Source organism: Thalassospira indica (assembly GCF_003403095.1).
GTDB classification, from domain to species: domain Bacteria; phylum Pseudomonadota; class Alphaproteobacteria; order Rhodospirillales; family Thalassospiraceae; genus Thalassospira; species Thalassospira indica.
The window spans coordinates 3,741,648-3,761,903 of sequence record NZ_CP031555.1 but is presented as its reverse complement, the minus strand read 5'-3'; the positions used below and the strand labels follow the sequence as shown (position 1 = coordinate 3,761,903).

The following is a 20,256-nucleotide window of genomic DNA, read 5'->3' as shown; positions in this document are numbered from 1 at the left end:
TTCGGAGGCTCGTTTTGGGAATGGATCAGGCAGGCGGTTTGTTAAGCTGCTCAGACGCCTGTTGGGCGGCGGCTGCGACGGCTTCCTGTTTTTGTTCGGGGGTGGCATCGGGCGGCACATCGACCTTGACGTTGCGAGAGGCCATCTGGATGCCGTTTTCCTTGAACATCGCCAGAACCCTCTGATAGACGGTTTTGCGGATGGTGAATTGTTCGCCGGGTTTTGAGGTGTATTTCAGCCCGATCACCATGTTGAACTCTTCCATCCGGCGCACGCCCTGGGATTTCAGCGGTTCGATGAAGCTGTCGCCAATCAGCGGATCTTCCAGAAGTTCGGCCGCCAGCTTCTTGACCAGTTTCTTGATCTTGTTGACGTCGGTTTCAAACGGCACACGGAATTCCAGTTTGACGATCACCCAATCGCGGCTGTGGTTGACGATGGATTTAATCTCGCCAAACGGGACGGTCTGAAGCGGGCCACGGTGATGGCGCAGCTGCATCGATCGGATAGAGATGTTTTCCACCCGGCCACGCAGATTGTCGACTTCGATATATTCGCCAAGCCGAAACGCATCATCCAGCAGGAAGAACACACCGGCTACCACATCGCGCACAAGCGCCTGACTGCCAAAGCCAAGAGCAAGGCCGACAACACCGGCACCGGCAATCAGGGGCCCGATATCCACGCCCAATGATGACAGGGTCACCATTGCCACCATGATGATGATCACGGTCAGTGCAAAGTTTTTCAACAGTGGCAAAAGGGTTTCGACCCGCGAAAGCCCGGTGCCACCGCCTTCATCGCCGGCATTGCCCGTTGCTGATGCGCTCATGCGTTCATCAAGGAACGTCTTGATCAGCGACCAGATCAGGTCGGCGATCAGAAGGATCATGATGATTTCGGTCGAGCTATCAATGATCCGGGCAATGATCCCGGCATCATCGTCCTGAGCCAACCGGTCAAAGCCCCAGATGCGCCAGATACTTGCCAGCACAAACACCAGTGCCAGAAGCCGCACACCGCGTTTAAGCACTTTGGTAAAAACAGGGGCCTTGGGCTTTATTGGTTCAAACACTTCGTCATGTTCATGCGCAGCCGCCTCTGCCCTGGCATTGTGCTCGGCGGCTTCCTGTTCGGCCGCTTGCAGTTTCTTGCGATGCTGACTTTCGATGATGTTGCGAAACACAACGTCAAACAGACAGGCAAGCCCGATGGCCAGCAGGGCCTTAAGGATGCGTTCGGCCCCAATGATCGCCACCCCGCCCACCAGAATGAACCAGCCACAGACAATCATCGGCCACAGACGGGCGATGGATGTTGGCAGGGCCATTTTCTCGACTTCGGCACTTGCCGCATGGCTGGCAAAGAACCGGCCAATTGAGAGCGTGACCGCGCAAAAGGTGACGACGGAAATCACCACCGCCGCATCAAACAGGATGATATCGCCCGCAATCATGGTCGGCGCGGCACCAAACACCTTGGCCAAGGCAAAGGCAAACAATGATATCCCCGCCGCCCAGGTCAGGCGTTTGGTCAACACGGTTGCGGCCTGCGGATCGACATTGATCATGCGAAGGCCTTCTGCCTTGGGCGCAAACAGGAATTGCAACACGATGATCAGGACACGCAGGGCAAAGAATGCCATCAGGAGCGACATCACAGCCGATTTCATGATTGGCGGCCAGTCAAACATCATGAAGGCACCAAGCGATCCGATGGCAAAGACAAGCAGCGAAAACAGCGAAAGCGCACAAAGCCCAACCATGTGTTTAAGGCGTTCCGAGAATTTCCGGGGGCTTTGCGATTCAAGATAGGCACATGCCGGTGCCGAAAGACGGCGATAAATCACCTCGGCCACAATACCGACACCAACGAAAATGACGGTAAACAGCAAAATGCGCATCAGGCCGGTCTGGCCGAAATCGGTCGACAGCAAGGCCCGTGTGGCATCGAGTTCTTCTGGAAAGGCATCAAGGCCGGACATGGTTTCGGCAATGCGGGCCTGGGTGCGGGTGACACCCTCTTCAAGGAAGCCATAATAGCTGAAGGTTTCGGCAACCACCCCGTCTTCGGGAAGTTCTGTGGTGGGTTCTGATCCGTCTTCTGATCCGCCCTCTGATCCGCTCAGGGCGGTAACAGCCGCCATCTGTGCTGCTGTGGGCGGGATGGGCAAGGCAAACCAGATTGCAAACAGCCAGATCGCAAAACATGCCATTGTTTTGATTGCCGGTTTCATGCCTGTGACTTCCCCTGTGGCGCAAATTGCAGCATGCCCTAAAGATGGGGAATAGCAGATAAACCATCAAGAAATAGTTTTGTCGCGCGCGGGATATGATCGCATTTGGCGAGTTTTGCGATGGTCCGGGCACAAAAAACGCGCTGGCAGAAAACCTGCGCAGCGCGTTTTGATTGGGTTTGGCTATCGCGCCTTAGGCAGCGACGGCAACGCCCTTGTCTTTCAGGTGCTGGGACAGCTCGCCGCTGGCGGCCATTTCACGCACGATGTCGCAACCACCAAGGAACTCGCCCTTGACGTAAAGCTGCGGAATGGTCGGCCAGTTGGAGAAGTCCTTGATGCCCTGACGGATCGCCGGGTCGACCAGAACGTTGATATCTTTGAACTGAACGCCAAGCTCAGCCAGGACCTGAACAACAGCGGCAGAGAAACCGCACTGCGGGAACATTGCGGTGCCCTTCATGAACAGGACGACGTCATTGTCATTGACGTCTTTCTGGATGCGTTCGAATACCGGATTGTCGGTCATGATGATTGTCCTTGGCTTGGGCGGCTCTGTTCGGGCCGCGAATTCAGGTTAAACTTTTATGGGCGAAGATATGGCTGGAACCTGCGGTTCTGTCAACTCTTGGCGCGATTTTGCTGCGCGGTGCGCAGGTTGTCCCATGTGAAAATCGCCAAGCCGATCCAGACCAACCCATAGGTGATCATGTGCGCCTGGGTAAAGGTTTCGCCGAAAACCAGGACCGCGACAAAGAACTGCAGCGTCGGATTGAGGTACTGCATCAGCCCAAGGGCGGAAAACTTCATGTTGCGCGCCGCATAGGCAAACAGTACAAGCGGCACGGCAGTACAGACCCCAAGGCCAATCAAAAGTGCGTCTTGCGTGAATCCGATGGTGCCAAATGCCGACCCGCCATGACTGTCAAGCCAGATCATATAACCCAGCGACATCGGTGCGAGCAGCGCGCATTCAACAAAAAGACCGGCAATCGGATCGGCCGGGACAAGTTTGCGAATCACGCCATAAAAAGCAAACAGCGAAGACAGGCTAAGCGCTATCCACGGCAGATGACCATAAAACACCAGCAGGTTCAAAACTCCGACGGCGCAAATCGCCACCGAAACCAATTGAATGCGGTTAAGCTTCTCGCCGAAAAAAACCCGGGCCAAAATCAGCATGACCAACGGCATGATGTAGTAGCCAAGGCTTGCTTCCAGGGCGTGCGCGTTATTGACCGCCCAAATGTAAATGATCCAGTTTCCTGCGATCAAAACACTGCTGAGAAAGAGATAGCCAATCGTTTTTGCCGATGAAATCAGTGCCCAAAGCTGCTTGCGTCTGCCAAGCACAAACACCAGCAACAGGGTCAAAATCGCAGACCAGATAATCCGGTGTGACAGAATTTCCACCGGACCGGCAAAGCCGACCAGTTTGAAATAGATGCCAAACGTGCCCCAAATGGTGAAGGCAGCAAGTCCGGCAAGCGGGCCGGGGCCGATCAGGGCCGGTTTTTCCTGAGTGGACATAACATTAAGCCGTGGTCAGTGAATGGGGCTGTGACCGGCCGCGATGTTTTGGACCAGCTCAGATTTATCGGAAACTCGGCAGGGGCCGAAATGAAACGGCCCCTGTAAAAGGTCAGGCAAAGCAATATGGTTGGCGTGGTGGCGCACTGCCTTGCCGGTGGTTGCGATATCAGGTGATATCAGTCCGGTGCAGAGGTCTGCAGGGCCAGCGCATGCAGATCGCCACCCATTTTGCCCTTAAGCGCGGAATAGACCATCTGGTGCTGAACCACGCGGGTTTTGCCGCGGAACTGCTCGGACACCACGATTGCAGCATAATGGTCGCCATCGCCGCGCAAATCCTCGATGCGGACCTGTGCATCGGGAAGGGCTTCCTTGATCATGCTTTCGATTTCATAGGCTTCCATCGCCATGGCGTTTATTCCTTATCATTGATCGCAGGCTGTTCATGCGGCCCGGATAAAACATCTTTTGTCTGGTATATGTTGTTGTCACGGGGGCTGTCAATTTCTGCGCGATGGCCGGTTTGCGACAGTGCTCCATGAGGTCGAAAGGCTTGTCATGCGCGCGATATTGCTCTAATCACGGACGCAGGGTTGCGCACACCTGCCGTCCGCAAGGTTTATGCCTTTGGTAAAGTGCGTGAAATGAGATTTTCGGACCCGTTTCCCGACCAGGATACGGACCGGCAATGCGGACACCCGGCCTCCTGCGTGGAGACGAATAATGACTTCCAATACGCTCAATATCAGCCGTGCCGACATCGACACGGACGCGACCGAACAGTTCAAGACACAGGCCAAACGCCTGCGCAAAGCCCTGGCAGCGCGCGATGTATCCATTTCGCATGCCGGTTCGCTGGAACTGTTGGCGCAAAGCCACGGCTATCGTGACTGGAACACCGCCGTTGCCATGGCACGGCGCAATATCCCGACCAGTGTTTCCGATCTTGGTATCGGCAAACGTTTTGCCGGTTCTTACCTTGGTCATGCCGTCACCGGCCTGATCCGAAGCGTTACGGCGACCCCGACACCGGGCGTGTTCCGGGTCGAGGTGCATCTCGACGAACCGGTCGATGTCGTGGAATCAAAACGCTTTAGCGGCTTTCGCCAACGCATTGGCGCACGGATCAACGAACATTGCGAACCGGTCCTGACCAACGGCATGGCCGGACCCGGTCTATCGATTGATCTGTTGCTGCGAGAGTCCCCGGACGCGTGAGCACGTATTTCCCAGAGATCAATGACCAAACCCTCCGGCAGCTTCCCAAAGTTGCCGGAGCTTACGTTCTGGTGATCGAACTTACAGCTGACCTGACGCTTCAAAACAAACGGTTTGCCGGAATCACCCTTGCCAAAGGCACCTATCTTTATTGCGGCTCCGCCAATGGCCCCGGCGGCATCGCCGCGCGCGTCATACGCCACTGCAAGACGACCAAGAAACCCCATTGGCATGTCGATGAACTGACCTCAAACGGGGCCGGGCGGGTTACGTCAGTGCTGGTGGTGCCGGGTGGGGATGAGTGTGAATTACGCGCTGCTCTACACGAGCCAGATACACAGGTTCCTGTGCCCGGATTTGGTAGCAGTGATTGCATCGACTGCGTGTCACACTTAGTCATCACACAGGATGATGACATCTCAGCGCTTTTTACAAAACTGCCTAAGGTGTAACATTTTCAGTTGCATGTTGAGAGTTGGTTGGTTGTCAGTCAGGAAAAGGATGTGTTTAAAAGAAAAACCGTCTTTGTCGTTGGAGCAGGAGCAAGCTACGAATTTGGTTTGCCTCTTGGTGTTAGCCTCAAGGATATAATCTCAGGAAAACTGCGATTTAGCTTTAATCATCGCCCAATGCCCGAGACTGGGGATATCACGCTTGCCTTACAGATTAAGCAAATGGCGAATGAAACAGATGGGTTTTCTCAGGCTGAATATTTTCGTGCGGCTGAAGCGATTTGTAGAGGATTACCGTTGGCCATAAGCATCGATAATTTTATTGATGCCCATCGGGGAAATTTGGCGATTGAGCGCATAGGTAAGCTAGCTATTTTTCAGTCCATTTTAGAAGCGGAGCGCCGGTCCAATCTGTATTCGGAGCACATCCAGAACATCAACGCCATTAATTTGGAACGAGTTTCTGATACTTGGATAGCTTCGCTTTTCCGAATGGCTAGTGAGGGTATTTCTAAAGATGAGATTTCCGATGTGTTTCAGAACGTTGGGTTTATCTCATTTAACTATGATCGTTGTATCGAGCAATTCTTAGAGTATGCGCTGAGAGCATACTACGGTGTTGAACGTGATCAGGCTGCAGGAGTTGTCGCAAAAGTACCGATAATTCATCCCTATGGAGTACTTGGATCAATATTTGATCGACCCAATCAAAGAACACTGCCATTCGGTGAGCGGCCCGATCATTTAGATATGTTCGAGCTTTGTCATCAGTTGCGAACGTTCACAGAACAAGTGAATTCCGACGAAGAACTGAATTCGCTCCGCCAATTGTTGTCAAACGCTGAGAGAATAGTGTTTTTGGGTTTCGCGTTTCACCGACAGAATTTGGACCTGCTGGCGTTTGGTCCCGCGAAAAACAAAATCGAAGTTCTCGGAACAACCTATGGTATTTCTGAAGCAGACACAGAGGTGATCCACAAAGATATTTGGTCGCTACTGCAGCGGGCGAAAATTAACCAAAATGCTATCGATATAACAGTTCGCAACGACATGAAATGCTCTGACTTACTCAAGTCGTATTGGCGAACGTTGACGACATGAGACGAGAGAGTATTAGCCCCCGGTCATGCTCATATGCCGCCCAACAGCCGGTTTCTGGCCTTTGCGGTCGATGACAAAATCATGGCCCTTGGGTTTGAGGTCCATGGCGGCATCCAGCATCTGATCAAGGGCACGCGGGTCGCCGGTACGGAGCGCCGCACGCAGGTCAACGTGGTCTTCCTGACCCAGGCACATGTAAAGCGTGCCGGTGCAGGTCACGCGCACGCGGTTGCAACCTTCGCAGAAATTATGGGTCAGCGGCGTGATGAAGCCGAGACGTCCGCCGGTTTCAGCCACGGTGGTATAGCGGGCCGGGCCCGGGGTAACATATTCGGACGGGATCAGGGTGTATTCCTGCTCCAACCGTTCACGTACCGCTGTGAGCGGCAGGTATTGGTCGGTCCGGTCGCCATCAATGTCGCCGAGCGGCATGGTTTCGATCAGGCAAAGATCAAAGCCCTCCTTGCCGCACCAGGCAACAAGGCGTGACATTTCGTCTTCGTTGAAATTGCGCAGTGCGACCGTATTGATCTTGATCGAAATGCCAGCCTGTTTGGCGGCCTCAAGACCGGCCAGCACCTGTTCAAGGCGGCCGCGACGGGTGATTTCGGTGAATTTCTGGGAATCCAGACTATCAAGCGAGATGTTGAGACGCTTCACACCGAGGCGCGCCAGATCATCGGCATAGGTCGCAAGCTGGCTGCCATTGGTGGTCATGGTGAGTTCATCAAGCGCGCCAGTTTTAAGATGGCGCGACAGATTGGCGATCAAATCCATGATGCCACGACGCACCAATGGTTCGCCGCCGGTCAGGCGCAACTTGCGCACGCCGCGCGTAATGAAAGCCGTGCAGAGCTGATCGAGTTCTTCAAGCGACAGAACATCTGATTTTGGCAGGAAGGTCATGTTTTCCGCCATGCAATAGGTGCAGCGGAAATCGCAGCGATCGGTTACCGATACGCGCAGGTAAGAGACATGTCTGCCATATTTGTCGATCAGCGGTTTGGTCATGGTGGCGTTTCAACGGTGTTGTTGAGTTTCCGGGCTTTTTGCAATCGTTGTGAGGCGACTGTGGCACAGCAGACGGGGTTTTGACCAGTCTGTTTCGATCTGTGGTGTTCACCTTTCCGTCAGGTGAAAACGATATGAGCCACGATCCCAAAACAGATCGCAGCTCATATATTCGTTCGTTAAGGGGTAACCGTCAGGTAACGGGTGCCCGCAGGTCGACGATCACTTTGATAATTTCGCGACGTCGGCATCAATGCATTTGACCACGTCGCGCAGGGTGGCGACGTTTTCGCGGCCCATCCGTGCGACCAGTTCGGCGGAATGTTCCGGCACGGCAAGCGTTTTGCGCACATCGGCAAACAACGCATCAAGCAGTCGGATGCAATGGGTTTCGGTGAATTCCCAACGTTCTTCGCCGTGGACCATGTTGTCATTGACGAGCTGGATCAGCCATTTTTTGCGGTGTTCATAATTGCTGAAATGCAGCGCCATGCGGGCAAACACCAGATTGATCCGCGACCGGACTTCCGGGGTTTTGGCCAAATGATCCCAGTATTCGGAGGGATTGCGCAACTCGTCATCATCATTGGCGTGAGCTTCGATGATTTCGTGAATTTCACGATCGATTTCCTGAAGCATGTCCATGCCGACCATCATGCGGATGACCTTGAAGAAGGGCTGCAGGATGGTGCGTGACAGCGCACCGTGTTCGATGTCGCCGGCTGCGTTGCCTTCAAGCAGATGATCAAAGCGCGAGACCAGCAGACGCCCGAACGGATCGTGGCGCAGGGCAGCATGTTCGCGGGTCTTGATCGCTTCGAGGTCGCTTTCAAGGATCGCCCATGCATTGTCGAACAGATCTTCGTTATCGCGCAGGCTATTGAGCGATTTCAGGATCTGTTCTTCGGTAACGGAACCGCCATGGTTGCGGGCAACATGCACAAGACCCTGGGCAAATTGTTCCAGCACGGTAAAGGCCGCGACGTGGTGGCGCTGTTTAAAGCTGTCACGCGGTGGTTTATTGGCTGCGATCATGGGCTTCGAAACCTTCTTAAGACTGTTGTGCTCGTGTCAGGTTCATCTATCGAGTGTATGATAGAGTCCATCTTTATGGTGAATTGATTAACAATTCGATCCGAGCAATCCATGTGCCAAGCGTCGCCTTCAAGGGCCGGTTGCAGGAAGGGCGCCTATTCGTAGCCCGCCGCGGCTTCGACAATTTCCAGAACGACATAGCGCTGGCGGATGATCTGGCGACCGGCCTCTTCGAAATTGACCGCGATTCGATCTCCGTCAACGGCCTGAATGCGGCCCAGTCCCCAGTCCGGTTGATTGGGATGACGCACGATGGCGCCTGGCGTCAGCAAGAAATCCATTGGGTGCTCTGTATCCTGTGTTGCTGGCTTCAATATAGGTCGTTTGCCGAGGTCGCGCAATTTGCGGCTGCGTGTTGCGGACCCGATATCGGGGCCGATATCGCACAGCGGCAAAATTTGCCGGGTCGGAAAAGCCTGATTTTCGAGCGTGCTAAATAAGCTCTTAATATATCGGCGGCAATCTTGTGGCTTCTGCGAGTGACCTGTTCGCTCAGAACAGACCATTCGGGAAGCGCATCGTGTCTTGGGGCATGATGTTGTGACGATACGCAAAGACCTTGGAGAGCCCGCGCTATGGAAGAGGATGCCACCCTTGAACTGACCTTGATCGAACTGATCAGTTCGCGGATCTGTCATGATCTTGTCGGTCCGGTCGGGGCGGTCAATGCCGGGGCAGAACTGATGGGGGAAGACGGGGTTAGCGACGATGAGGCGCTGGCACTCATGCGCAAAAGCGGTCTTGAGGCCGCGCGCCGTTTGCAACTGTTCCGGTTGGCCTTCGGGCGTGCGGGCAGCAGTGCCGATACCGCCGCGATGCGTGAAGCGGCAAAACAGACTTATGCGGCCGAGGGGAAGGTCACACTTGATTGGCCGGATCTTCCGATTGATCCATCTCACGGGCGAATCGTATTGAACATGGTTATGCTTGCCCGCGAAGCTTTGCCGTTCGGTGGAACGCTTTCGGTTATGCGCGACTCCGGTAAAGTAACGGTTCTGGGCGAAGGCAAACGCGCTGCCTTGCGCCCTGAAATCATGAATGTATTGGAAAAAGAAGTTTCTACTGATGCACTCGATCCGCGCAATGTTCAGGCGTTTTTCTTGCGGAAACTGGCTAAACTCGGGGGTGGAGTGCTTTCGGTCTTGCAACAGGACGGAAATATTGCATTGATCTATGGATAAAAATTTGACCGGCAGGTCTGGTAATGGCGTGCAATAGCTTCTACCTAAGATACCGAAGTATAGTACGTTTGCGCCATTTGGCGCTTTAATGGGAGTTCCAGTTCCGACAAGCTATTGATTGTTGGAGATTTGGAGGGGGTATATGGACGATCTTTTAAGTGAATTTCTGACCGAGACTTCTGAAAGCCTGTCGACGCTTGACGTCGAACTGGTGAAGCTGGAACAGAACCCGAATGATCCGGACATCTTGTCCAATATTTTCCGCTTGGTTCACACCATTAAGGGCACTTGCGGCTTCCTTGGCCTGCCGCGCCTTGAGGCTGTTGCCCACGCTGGCGAGAACGTGCTCGGTAAAATCCGTGACGGCGAACTGGTGGTGACACCTGATGCCGTGACGCTTGTTCTTGAATCGATCGACACCATTAAGTATCTGCTGGGCGAGCTCGAACAGAACGAAGCCGAGCCGGACGGAAATGATGCTGACCTGATTGGTCGTCTGAACCACTTTGCCGATACCGGCCAAATTCCGGGTGGTGCGCCGGCTGCTGCAGCAGCCCCGGCAGCAGAAGAAGCCGACGAAGAAGTTCCGATGACGGATGACGAAAAACTGCAGGCTGCTTTTGACGCCGCAGAATACGATCCCGATTTCGAAGTTCCTGACGAACCGGCTGCGGCCGCTGAACCGGAGCCGGAAGCACCGGCAAAACCGGCTGCTCCGCCCGCCGCTGCGAAATCCCAGGAAGTTGCGCCGGCCAAAAAGGCTGCCGAAAAGCCAAAGGCAGAGGCACCGCGCGCAGAAGCCAAGGAAAGCTCGGTTGCAGCCCAGACCATTCGTGTGAATGTCGAGCTGCTTGAAAACCTGATGACCTTGGTTTCCGAACTTGTCCTGACCCGTAACCAGCTTTTGCAGATGGTTCGTGGCAAGGATGACAGTGAATTCACCGTTCCGTTGCAGCGCCTGTCGCACATCACGACCGACCTTCAGGAAGGCGTGATGAAGACCCGTATGCAGCCGATCGGCAACGCATGGGCGAAACTGCCGCGTATCGTTCGCGACCTTGCCCTTGAGATGAACAAGAAAATCGATCTGCAAATGATCGGTGCCGACACCGAACTGGACCGTCAGGTTCTTGAACTGATCAAGGACCCGCTGACCCACATGGTGCGTAACTCTGCCGACCATGGTCTGGAAGATATTCCGGGCCGTCGCGATGCAGGCAAGCCCGAAACCGGTACGGTCACGCTGAACGCCTATCATGAAGGTGGTCACATCATCATCGAGATTTCCGATGACGGTCGTGGTCTGAACCTTGAGCGTATCAAGGCGAAGGCGATTGCCAACGGTCTTGCGACCGAAAGCGAGCTTGAAGGCATGGGTGAACAGCAGATCCAGCAGTTCATCTTCAAAGCCGGTTTCTCGACCGCGGAAAAAGTGACTTCGGTTTCCGGTCGTGGTGTGGGTATGGACGTTGTGCGTACCAACATCGAAAAGATCGGTGGTACGGTCGAACTGAAATCGGTCGAAGGACGTGGGTCGACCTTCATCATCAAGATCCCGCTGACGCTGGCCATTGTGTCGGCCCTGATCGTGGAAAGTGGCGGCGAACGCTTTGCCATTCCGCAGATCAGCGTTCTGGAACTTGTTCGTGCATCGAACAATTCCGAACATTCCATCGAACGCATTCACGATACACCGGTCCTGCGCCTGCGTAACCGTCTGCTGCCGCTGGTCACGCTCAAGAAAATTCTTGGCCTTGATACCACTCAGGAAAGCGACGATGCCGTCGATGAAGAAGCATTCATCGTGGTTGCACAGGTTGGTACCTATTCGTTCGGTATCATCGTTGACCGCGTGTTCGACACCGAGGAAATCGTTGTTAAACCGGTGGCCCCGATCCTGCGCGATCTTTCGCTGTTCTCGGGTAACACCATCCTTGGCGACGGTAGCGTGATCATGATCCTTGATCCGAACGGCATTGCAACCCGCACCGGCGAAATCACCGTTGGTGGTTCGCAAGGTGTCGAAGGCAAGGCCAAGGCGGATGCATCGGATCGCGAAACCACATCCATGCTGGTCTTCCGGGCCGGTGGCAGCGAAGTGCGTGCGGTTCCGCTGGCGCTTGTTGCCCGCCTTGAAGAAATCGATGTCGAGAATATCGAACATTCGAATGGCCGTCCGCTGGTCCAGTACCGCGGCAAGCTTATGCCTCTTGTCTTTATCGATGGTAGCTACCAGATGAAGGCAGAAGGCCGTCAGCCCACCCTTGTGTTCCAGGATCGTGAACGCACCATGGGTCTGGTTGTCGACGAGATCGTCGATATTGTTGATGACGTGCTGAATGTTGAACTGACCGCGGATCAGGATGGTCTAGTTGGTTCGGCCGTGATTGACGGCAAGGCGACCGACCTTATTGATGCCGGTTACTATCTTGAACTGGCTTTCAGCGACTGGTTCGGCACCGAGGATAACGGCGGCGAGAAGAAGCGTGTTCTTCTGATCGATGACAGCCCGTTCTTCCGTAACCTGCTGACGCCGATGCTGTCGGTTGCCGGTTTCAATGTGACTGCGGTCGAAAATGCAGAACAGGCCATGGACCTTAAAAACCGTGGTGTTCTGTTTGATGCGATCATCAGTGACATCGAAATGCCAGGCATGAACGGCTTTGAATTTGCCGAAGCGCTTCAGGATGATGCAGAATGGGGTGAAATTCCGATCATTGCCCTGTCTTCGCACACCAAAGAGGAAGACTTCGAACGCGGTCGTCAGGTCGGTTTCAGCGACTATGTGGCCAAATTTGATCGCGATGCGCTTGTCTCGACCCTGATCCAGACACTGAGCAGCATGTAAGCGGGAGAACAGTCCTATGAGCGATAAAAACGCACTCGTCCCGAGCCAGGAAAAAGGCGGAGCCCTTGAACTTGGTGGTGACAGCCAGGATTTCGTGACCGCGAATATTGGCAAGCAGCTTTTCGGTATCCCTGTTCTGACCGTTCAGGATGTCCTGGGGCCGCAACGCATTACCCGTATCCCGCTTTCACCGCCGGAAGTGGCCGGATCGTTGAACCTGCGTGGTCGTATTGTGACCGCGATTGATGTCCGCAAACGTCTTGGTCTGCGTGACCGCGAAGACGATGAACCGGGCATGAGCATCGTTGTCGATGAAGGTGGCGAGCTTTACAGCCTGATGGTCGATCAGGTTGGAGAGGTTCTGAGCGTTCCGAAAAAGGCGTTCGAACAGAACCCGGCAACGCTTGATCCGCGCTGGCGCGAATTTTCGGACGGTATTTTCCGTCTCGACAAGAAGCTTCTGGTGATTCTCGACGTGACTCGTCTGCTTGATTTCACGTCTTCGATCAAGCAAGCCGGTTAACCTGATTTCCCATGCCGGGCACGCAATGTGCCCGGTTCCTGCCATTGTGGCTTAACGACCTAAGTAAGCGAGAAGGAAGTCGATGAAGAGTTGTCTCGTCGTCGATGATTCGAAAGTCATCCGGATGGTAGCAAGACGCATTCTCGAGGAAATCGGGTTTGCGGTTGTAGAGGCAGTGGACGGTCAGGAGGCGCTTGATAAGTGCCTTGAGTCCATGCCCGACGCGGTTCTGCTTGATTGGAACATGCCCGTCAAAAGCGGGATAGAGTTCCTGCGTGAACTGCGTGCAACGCCTGGTGGCGATGATCCTGTTGTTGTGTTCTGTACAACTGAAAACGACCTTGAACACATTCAGGAAGCCATCACCGCTGGCGCGAACGAATACATCATGAAGCCGTTCGATAGCGAGATCATCCAGGCCAAGTTCGAGCAGGTCGGCCTGATCTAGGCCGGGGTGCTCACGAACCTGTAAGCCTTCAAGATCCGATCTCCATCATCAAGCGGGGACGCTACCACGTGGAAGAAACGCCCATCCATTCGCCATACAAAGTCCTGATCGTGGATGATTCCGCCATCGTGCGCGGACTTGTTACACGTATGATGACCGAAGACGCCGAAATCGAAGTCGTCGGATCGGTCAGCAATGGCGAAGAAGCACTGGCAGTCATGGAAAAAGGCGGCATCGAAGCCGTTGTTCTTGATATCGAAATGCCGGTGATGGATGGTTTGACGGCCTTGCCGAAACTGTTGGAGATTGATCCGACAGTCCGCGTGATCATGGCGTCCACACTCACCAAACGAAATGCCGATATCAGTTTCCAGGCGATGACGCTTGGGGCTGTGGATTACATCCCCAAGCCAAGTTCGTCAAAAGACCTGAATGTCGGCGAGGGGTTCCGCGAAGAACTTCTCGACAAGGTGAAAGCCTGGGCTGAACAGCGTCGTAAGATGCTTGAGGTCGAAGAAGCTGCCGCGGCAGAAGCGGCTGCCGCCCAAGCCGCCCCCGAACCGGAACCGGAAGAAAAATCAACTGCGCCCGATGCCGAGGCATCCGAGCCGGATGACGCAGCTTCTGGCGGCAAGGCGGCTGCTTTCCGGGCGGAAATGTCGGTCGAACATCAGCAGCTTCATAAACAAGGCCGGATCCAGCGCAAACGATTTACCGCCGAATTGCGCCCCCGCCCGATGCAGCAACACCGCCCGCAGCCAACGCAGATGCGCCAGACGCCGATGCCGCAGCAACCGGCACCTAAGCCGCAACCGGCCACACCGGCATCGTCGGACGCCGCAACGCAAGGTGCAAAACCGGTTGCCAACCCGGCTAGTGGTGCTGCGCGTTCGACGACACCGTCACGCGATCCGGGCAGACTTATTCGCGATGCGGCCATTGCGGCAGGCGGGCAGGGCAAAACCGTGCCCAAAATGCCGGAACGCCCCGCCACAGCAGCACCCAGCGCAAGAACGGCACCGCCGGCCAAACGGCCAACCGCACCCGCGCCGCAAAAAAGTGCACGCGCCCAGCAGGTTCGTTCGGCAAGCGCACCCGCCCCGGCAAAACGCCAGTCCGCGCGTGGTGGCGTCACGCTGCTTCCGGAAAAACGCATCAATGTCGAAGCCATCGCGATTGGCAGCTCGACCGGTGGGCCGCAGGCCTTGTTTGAAGTGTTGCGCGGCCTGAATGGCGTGCGCCAGCCGATCTTTATTACCCAGCATATGCCCGCTACCTTTACCACCATTCTGGCCGAACACATCACCCGTCTGACCGGGCTTAAATGTCAGGAAGCACAAAACAATATGCCAATTGTTGGTGGACAGGTTTATCTTGCCCCCGGTGATTACCACATGACTGTAGAGGGGCGTGGTGCCAGTCGGCATCTGAAGTTAAATCAGAACCCGCCCGAGAATTTCTGTCGTCCGTCGGTCGATCCGATGTTGCGCAGTCTGGTCGCGAGTTACGGAGGAAACATTCTGACTGCAATACTTACCGGAATGGGGCAGGATGGTATGCTTGGTGGACGTGACGTGGTCAATGCGGGGGGCATGGTCGTGGCACAGGACGAGCAGAGTAGCGTTGTATGGGGGATGCCGGGCGCTGCGGCGCATGCCGGTATCTGTTCTGCGGTTTTGCCGGTGGGTGGGATTGCGGCCTATATCAAAAAATTCGCGGGGGGTCGTTAACCCACAATGATGAAGCCGGATGACTTCGAGTTTGTAAGCAGATTGATCAAGTCAAAGTCCGGGCTCGTTCTGAGCCAGGACAAGACTTATCTGCTCGAAAGCCGGTTGATGCCGATTGCACGCAAACGGGGTCTCAAGGACCTGACGGAGCTGATCGGTACGCTGCGCGGTGGCGACCGCAATCTGGTCGAAGAAGTCGTTGATGCGATGACGACCAATGAAAGTTTCTTCTTCCGCGATACCAAACCGTTTGACCAGTTCCGCCATGTTGTCCTGCCGCACATGATCAAGACACGTGCGTCGAAAAAACATCTGCGCATCTGGTGTGCGGCGGCCTCTTCCGGGCAGGAACCCTATTCGTTGGCGATGATCCTTGATGAATTCAAGTCGCAGCTCGCTGGCTGGCGGATTGATATTGTCGGGACCGACATCTCGCGCGAGATCCTGACCAAGGCGCGCGCAGGCCTGTATTCGCAGTTCGAAGTCCAAAGGGGCCTTCCGATCGGCCTTCTGGTCAAGTACTTCCAAAAGAAGGAAGACCAGTGGCAGATCTCGGCCGATATCCGGTCCAAGGTGCAGTACAAGGAATTCAACCTTCTGGAAGATTTCCGACCGCTTGGGCAGTTTGACGTCGTCTATTGCCGTAACGTGCTGATCTATTTCGATCAACCGACCAAAAGTGACGTCCTTTCGCGTGTTTCCGCCTTGATGCCAGATGACGGTTTCCTGTTCCTTGGCGGGGCAGAGACGGTTCTGGGCATTTCCGACAAGTTCAAACCGCTTGCGCGTCAACGGGGCATTTATCAGCTTAACCGTCCGGGGGCACCGGAAGTCGATCTGACCGCGCTTGAAAAGGCGCAGGCGGGGGCTGCCAGTGCGGCCGGTGCTGCTGCACCCGGCGGCTTGGCCTTCCAGAAGCCCAAACATATGCAAACCGGTGCCGCAACCACGACAGGTACAACGGCCCGCCCGGCAGTCGGGACAACAGGAACAACCGGAACAGCAGGGACGGCAACAACCCGCCCCGCAGGTTCAGGTTTTGGCACGACGTCGACCCAGCGCCCGCTTGGCACCAACCCGTCAACCAGCCGCCCGGGAACAACCGGAACCGGCAGCACGGGATCGGGCACAACTGGCAGCGCGTTCAGCAGACCGTCAGGTTCGACTGGTACAGGTTCAACCACACGTCCGGGAACAACGGATACCACTGGTTCGACCTATCGCCGCCCGCTTGGCACCGGAACTGGTGCTGGTGCCGGTGGTACGACACAGCGGCCGGGGACAGGAAGCAGCAATACAAGCGGTTCCAGCGGAACCACGCGCCCGTCCACGACCTTTGATCGGTCCCGCTTTGGCAAACCGGACGACAAGAAGTAGCTGACAGTTGGTTTCTTGCCGACTGTTCTGTTGAACTGAAAGTCGGGAAGGCCAATGACCTCAAATCCATCAAACACAATCGCCTCACCGCGTCAGGACCTTCGCCGTGTCCAGCGCCGCCGCAAGCTTGCCATTGCAGGCATTGCGCTATTGATGCTGTGTGCGCTTCCGCTTATGCAGTCGCTGGCACAGGTGGAGATGTTTACCCATGAAACGGTCGAGACCGGCGGGATCGTCCTGATCCTGATTGCCATTTTCGGGCGGGCCTGGTGCACGCTCTATATCGGCGGTCGCAAGGCCCGCGATCTGACCGATACCGGCCCCTATTCCCTCAGCCGCAATCCGCTTTATATGTTCAGCTTCATCGGCGCAGTCGGCATTGGCGCGCAAACCGGAAGCCTTTTGATTGCCTTGTTGTTCGGGGTAGGGGCGTTTGGTGTGTTCTTGCCGGTGATCCTGCGTGAAGAAAGGGCGCTTGAGACACTTTTTGGTGCATGCTTTGAAGATTACAAGGCGCGGGTGCCGCGCTTTGGCCCACGGATTGGTGCATGGCGCGATGCCGAGATTCTTGAAGTTCGCCCGCATCTTTTGTGGCGAACATTGCGCGATGGGCTGGTCTTTCTGATGGTGATCCCGATTTTCGAACTGATTGATCGGTTGCAGATCAGTGGCCTTGTTGATCCGCTGATCTATTTGCCGTGATCAGAAACGAAAAACGCCCCGGAGATGAACCGGGGCGTTTTTCGTATAGCGGCAACTGTTGGGGCGGTATCAGGCATGCCTGATACCAAGTTCCCGAAAATTAGGCCGCAGCGCTGTTGGTGTCGGGATCGCGCAGGACATAGCCCCGGCCCCAAACCGTATGGATATAGTTGTCGCCCTTGGTCGCAGACTGGATTTTCTTGCGCAGTTTGCAGACAAAGACGTCAATGATCTTGAGTTCCGGCTCGTCCATACCACCATAAAGATGGTTGAGGAACATTTCCTTGGTCAGTGTCGTGCCCTTGCGCAGCGACAGCAGTTCAAGAATGCCATATTCCTTGCCGGTCAGATGCAGCGGTTTGCCATCGACATCGACGGTGCGTGCATCAAGGTTGACGTTGAGCTTACCGGTCGAAATCATCGACTGGGCGTGACCGCGTGAACGGCGAACAATTGCCTGTACACGTGCCAGAAGTTCGGTTTTCTCGAAAGGCTTGGTCAGATAATCATCTGCGCCAAAGCCAAGGCCTTTGACCTTGTCTTCGGTTTCGGTCAGACCCGACAGGATCAGGACCGGTGTTTCGACGCGTGCATCGCGCAAACGTCTCAGGACCTCGTAGCCGTCAATATCTGGCAGCATAAGGTCCAGAAGAATAATGTCATAATCGTAAAGCTTGCCGATCTCGAGACCATCTTCCCCAAGGTCGGTAGTGTCAATCACCATGCCCTCAGACTTAAGCATCAATTCGATGCTGTCAGCATAGGTGTTGTCATCCTCAACAAGCAGCACCCGCATGTCTCTGCTCCGTTACCGTGTTCCGCAATAAGTCCGTGTTGATCCGGTAGATCGACAAGCGCCCCAACGATTGCCGGCCTTTGGGAAATTTTCCCCATTCGGTTAACGATACGTTGCTTTGCGACTCGTGGCAAGCAGGCGAGTCGCAACTTGTTAACTTTTTTTCGTTCAAAGAAGCGACTCGGGGACGGAACGCAAGTTTTCCCAACGGTTTGCGGTGTTAATTTCAAAAGCCTTATGCAACGAAAAAAAATCGATTTAATCGTCTACACGGCTTTTTAATACCGATTATGACTATATATTTGGTACGACGCGGTACGATTTGCCACCCCTCTGACCGTTCGGCGGGGCAAATTTCCGTGTTACAAGAGTTGTTTGTACCATTTTCGCTGAAAAGAACCGCCTGTGTTTCAGATTGGCCGCAATATCGTCGCAGAACTCCGCCGTATTCCCGACTATCGCGTGGTTGGCCGGGTGACGGCTGTTTTGGGCCTTCTGGTAGAGATTGGCGGGGTTGAAGGTGCGTTGTCGGTTGGCGACCGCTGCAAGGTCAAACGCCGCGATGGCAAAACCGTGATTTGCGAGGTTGTCGGTTTTCGCAATGAACGCGCCCTTTTGATGCCGTTTGGTATTCTGGATGGGATCGGGATCGGTTGCGAAGTCGAACTTGGCGACACCCAACCGCAAGTCTATCCCGATGAAAGCTGGCTGGGCCGTGTGGTCAATGCCTTTGGCGAGCCGGTCGATGGCAAAGGTCCGCTGTCTGAGGGCAACCGCCCTTATCCGATCCGCAACATGCCGCCATCGGCCCATTCGCGCCAACGCGTGGCGGGCAAAATCGATCTCGGCGTTCGGGCGATGAACACGTTTCTGACCTGCTGTCGCGGGCAGCGTATGGGCATCTTTGCCGGGTCAGGTGTTGGTAAATCAAGTTTGCTGTCGATGATGACGCGCCATACGACATCGGATGTGTCGGTGGTGGGGCTGATTGGCGAACGTGGCCGCGAGGCGCGCGAATTTATCGAGGATGATCTGGGCGAAGAAGGTCTGCGTCGTTCGGTCGTGGTCGTTGCGACATCGGATGAACCGCCGCTGATGCGCCGCCAGGCGGCCTATATGACCATGGCGCTTTCGGAATATTTCCGCGATGTCGGGCGCGATGTGCTGTGCATGATGGATTCCGTGACTCGCTTTGCCATGGCGCAACGTGAAATCAGCCTTTCGGTGGGCGAGCCGCCGGCATCAAAGGGCTATACGCCAACCGTATTTGCCGAATTGCCACGTCTTTTGGAACGTGCGGGTCCCGGAGGACCGGGGCAGGGATCGATCACCGGGCTGTTTACGGTTCTGGTTGATGGCGATGACCATAACGAACCGATTTCGGATGCGGTGCGCGGTATCCTGGATGGCCACGTGGTTTTGGACCGTGCCATTGCCGAGCAGGGCCGTTATCCGGCGATCAATATCCTGCGCAGTGTGTCTCGTACCATGCCGGGCTGTAATAACGAGGAAGAAAACCAGATTGTTGCCCGTGCACGCCAGCTTCTGGCGACCTACGATGATATGGCTGAACTGATCCGTCTTGGCGCCTATCGCAAGGGAACTGACCCCAAGGTCGACGAGGCCATTCATTACTTCCCGCTGATCGAGGAATTCCTTAAACAGCGCAAGACGGAATGCACGCGCCTCAATGAGGGATATCTGGAATTGGCCCGGCGTCTTGATATGCTGGCCGAGCAACCCGAACAGCCTGCCCCTGCCCAAGGACAACCGGGGGGACAGGCGCGGCAAGCGGGAAGTGCCAAGCCGCAACAGCCCGCAGCAGGGCCGGAAATGCCAGCCCCCCGTCCGGCACCACCGCCGTCAATCGGGCCCAAGATCAATCGTGGACCCAAGGTTAACAGCCGGTCACAACGTGATGGACAGGATCTGAACGCGGCCAAACGTGCACTGAGCGAAGGCGGCAACGACGCATCAGGGAATGGATCGTAATGATCGCGGACCC

At 55.3% G+C, this 20,256-nt stretch carries 18 protein-coding genes and 1 pseudogene; 11 read left to right on the top strand and 8 right to left on the bottom strand.

What is annotated here, in order from left to right:
- Positions 1-25: 25 nt before the first annotated feature.
- The 4 genes from DY252_RS17680 to DY252_RS17665 all read right to left on the bottom strand — a co-directional run bounded on the left by DY252_RS17680 (position 26) and on the right by DY252_RS17665 (position 4,179).
- The gene (locus tag DY252_RS17680; protein WP_064788902.1) at positions 26-2,236 is read right to left on the bottom strand and encodes a mechanosensitive ion channel family protein; all 2,211 of its coding nucleotides are present in this window, start codon (positions 2,234-2,236) and stop codon (positions 26-28) included.
- A gap of 193 nt (positions 2,237-2,429) precedes the next feature.
- A complete protein-coding gene (grxD, locus tag DY252_RS17675; protein ID WP_044827586.1) occupies positions 2,430-2,765 on the bottom strand; it encodes a Grx4 family monothiol glutaredoxin in 336 nt (111 codons plus the stop codon).
- A gap of 92 nt (positions 2,766-2,857) precedes the next feature.
- Positions 2,858-3,766 (bottom strand): EamA family transporter RarD, encoded by a 909-nt coding sequence (gene rarD, locus DY252_RS17670; RefSeq protein WP_064788901.1) that lies wholly within the window; start codon positions 3,764-3,766, stop codon positions 2,858-2,860.
- A 179-nt stretch (positions 3,767-3,945) separates the two neighbouring features.
- Positions 3,946-4,179 (bottom strand): BolA family protein, encoded by a 234-nt coding sequence (locus tag DY252_RS17665; RefSeq protein ID WP_044827588.1) that lies wholly within the window; start codon positions 4,177-4,179, stop codon positions 3,946-3,948.
- A 313-nt stretch (positions 4,180-4,492) separates the two neighbouring features.
- Here DY252_RS17665 and DY252_RS17660 point away from each other — a divergent pair, with 313 nt between their 5' ends.
- The 3 genes from DY252_RS17660 to DY252_RS17650 are packed head-to-tail and all read left to right on the top strand — an operon-like array spanning position 4,493 to position 6,540.
- Positions 4,493-4,987, top strand: coding sequence for a glyoxalase superfamily protein (locus DY252_RS17660; RefSeq protein WP_064788900.1), 495 nt, complete (start codon positions 4,493-4,495; stop codon positions 4,985-4,987).
- Positions 4,984-5,439: a GIY-YIG nuclease family protein gene (locus tag DY252_RS17655; protein ID WP_231959714.1), complete on the top strand. Its 456-nt coding sequence runs from the start codon at positions 4,984-4,986 to the stop codon at positions 5,437-5,439. Before DY252_RS17660 ends, DY252_RS17655 begins: the two co-directional genes overlap by 4 nt.
- 51 nt (positions 5,440-5,490) lie before the next feature.
- On the top strand, positions 5,491-6,540 hold the full coding sequence (locus DY252_RS17650; protein ID WP_129542769.1) for a hypothetical protein: 1,050 nt from the start codon (positions 5,491-5,493) through the stop codon (positions 6,538-6,540).
- A gap of 12 nt (positions 6,541-6,552) precedes the next feature.
- Here DY252_RS17650 and moaA read toward each other — a convergent pair whose 3' ends face one another.
- From moaA to DY252_RS17635, 3 genes are all read right to left on the bottom strand, one after another.
- Positions 6,553-7,551: a GTP 3',8-cyclase MoaA gene (gene moaA / locus DY252_RS17645; protein ID WP_063087436.1), complete on the bottom strand. Its 999-nt coding sequence runs from the start codon at positions 7,549-7,551 to the stop codon at positions 6,553-6,555.
- 222 nt (positions 7,552-7,773) lie between these two features.
- Entirely contained in the window at positions 7,774-8,586 is an 813-nt protein-coding gene (locus DY252_RS17640; RefSeq protein WP_064788898.1) for a hypothetical protein, read from the bottom strand.
- Positions 8,587-8,741: 155 nt separating this feature from the next.
- Positions 8,742-8,927, bottom strand: a complete 186-nt coding sequence (locus DY252_RS17635; protein ID WP_008891614.1) for a DUF3553 domain-containing protein — start codon at positions 8,925-8,927, stop codon at positions 8,742-8,744.
- Positions 8,928-9,221: 294 nt separating this feature from the next.
- Between DY252_RS17635 and DY252_RS17630 the strand changes: the two genes are divergently transcribed.
- From DY252_RS17630 to DY252_RS17600, 7 genes and pseudogenes are all read left to right on the top strand, one after another.
- Positions 9,222-9,827, top strand: a complete 606-nt coding sequence (locus tag DY252_RS17630) for a histidine phosphotransferase family protein (protein ID WP_008891615.1) — start codon at positions 9,222-9,224, stop codon at positions 9,825-9,827.
- 142 nt (positions 9,828-9,969) lie between these two features.
- Positions 9,970-12,675 carry a hybrid sensor histidine kinase/response regulator gene (locus DY252_RS17625; RefSeq protein WP_064788897.1) on the top strand — a complete coding sequence of 902 codons (2,706 nt, stop codon included), beginning with the start codon at positions 9,970-9,972 and terminating at the stop codon, positions 12,673-12,675.
- A gap of 16 nt (positions 12,676-12,691) precedes the next feature.
- Positions 12,692-13,198: a chemotaxis protein CheW gene (locus tag DY252_RS17620; RefSeq protein ID WP_008891617.1), complete on the top strand. Its 507-nt coding sequence runs from the start codon at positions 12,692-12,694 to the stop codon at positions 13,196-13,198.
- Between the two features lie 82 nt (positions 13,199-13,280).
- Complete coding sequence (locus tag DY252_RS17615; protein ID WP_008891618.1) at positions 13,281-13,646, top strand: response regulator; 366 nt, start codon at positions 13,281-13,283, stop codon at positions 13,644-13,646.
- 68 nt (positions 13,647-13,714) lie between these two features.
- The gene (locus DY252_RS22740) at positions 13,715-15,376 is read left to right on the top strand and encodes a chemotaxis protein CheB (RefSeq protein ID WP_064788896.1); all 1,662 of its coding nucleotides are present in this window, start codon (positions 13,715-13,717) and stop codon (positions 15,374-15,376) included.
- 9 nt (positions 15,377-15,385) lie between these two features.
- Positions 15,386-16,198: pseudogene (locus DY252_RS22570) on the top strand (CheR family methyltransferase); the annotation flags it as partial.
- A 609-nt stretch (positions 16,199-16,807) separates the two neighbouring features.
- Entirely contained in the window at positions 16,808-17,455 is a 648-nt protein-coding gene (locus DY252_RS17600) for a methyltransferase family protein (RefSeq protein ID WP_064788894.1), read from the top strand.
- 100 nt (positions 17,456-17,555) lie between these two features.
- Here DY252_RS17600 and ctrA read toward each other — a convergent pair whose 3' ends face one another.
- Positions 17,556-18,251 carry a response regulator transcription factor CtrA gene (gene ctrA / locus DY252_RS17595; RefSeq protein ID WP_008891622.1) on the bottom strand — a complete coding sequence of 232 codons (696 nt, stop codon included), beginning with the start codon at positions 18,249-18,251 and terminating at the stop codon, positions 17,556-17,558.
- 405 nt (positions 18,252-18,656) lie between these two features.
- Between ctrA and fliI the strand changes: the two genes are divergently transcribed.
- A complete protein-coding gene (fliI, locus tag DY252_RS17590) occupies positions 18,657-20,243 on the top strand; it encodes a flagellar protein export ATPase FliI (protein WP_064788893.1) in 1,587 nt (528 codons plus the stop codon).
- The last annotated feature ends 13 nt before the right edge of the window (positions 20,244-20,256 follow it).

Excerpts from the sequence above, each read along its gene's own strand:
- DY252_RS17600 (WP_064788894.1), top strand. The coding sequence starts at position 16,808 with ATGACCTCAAATCCATCAAACACAATCGCCTCACCGCGTCAGGACCTT.
- rarD (WP_064788901.1), bottom strand. The coding sequence starts at position 3,766 with ATGTCCACTCAGGAAAAACCGGCCCTGATCGGCCCCGGCCCGCTTGCC.
- DY252_RS17665 (WP_044827588.1), bottom strand. The coding sequence starts at position 4,179 with ATGGCGATGGAAGCCTATGAAATCGAAAGCATGATCAAGGAAGCCCTT.
- DY252_RS17660 (WP_064788900.1), top strand. The coding sequence starts at position 4,493 with ATGACTTCCAATACGCTCAATATCAGCCGTGCCGACATCGACACGGAC.
- DY252_RS17625 (WP_064788897.1), top strand. The coding sequence starts at position 9,970 with ATGGACGATCTTTTAAGTGAATTTCTGACCGAGACTTCTGAAAGCCTG.
- grxD (WP_044827586.1), bottom strand. The coding sequence starts at position 2,765 with ATGACCGACAATCCGGTATTCGAACGCATCCAGAAAGACGTCAATGAC.
- DY252_RS17635 (WP_008891614.1), bottom strand. The coding sequence starts at position 8,927 with ATGGATTTCTTGCTGACGCCAGGCGCCATCGTGCGTCATCCCAATCAA.
- ctrA (WP_008891622.1), bottom strand. The coding sequence starts at position 18,251 with ATGCGGGTGCTGCTTGTTGAGGATGACAACACCTATGCTGACAGCATC.
- DY252_RS17615 (WP_008891618.1), top strand. The coding sequence starts at position 13,281 with ATGAAGAGTTGTCTCGTCGTCGATGATTCGAAAGTCATCCGGATGGTA.
- DY252_RS17680 (WP_064788902.1), bottom strand. The coding sequence starts at position 2,236 with ATGAAACCGGCAATCAAAACAATGGCATGTTTTGCGATCTGGCTGTTT.
- DY252_RS17640 (WP_064788898.1), bottom strand. The coding sequence starts at position 8,586 with ATGATCGCAGCCAATAAACCACCGCGTGACAGCTTTAAACAGCGCCAC.
- DY252_RS17620 (WP_008891617.1), top strand. The coding sequence starts at position 12,692 with ATGAGCGATAAAAACGCACTCGTCCCGAGCCAGGAAAAAGGCGGAGCC.
- moaA (WP_063087436.1), bottom strand. The coding sequence starts at position 7,551 with ATGACCAAACCGCTGATCGACAAATATGGCAGACATGTCTCTTACCTG.
- DY252_RS17630 (WP_008891615.1), top strand. The coding sequence starts at position 9,222 with ATGGAAGAGGATGCCACCCTTGAACTGACCTTGATCGAACTGATCAGT.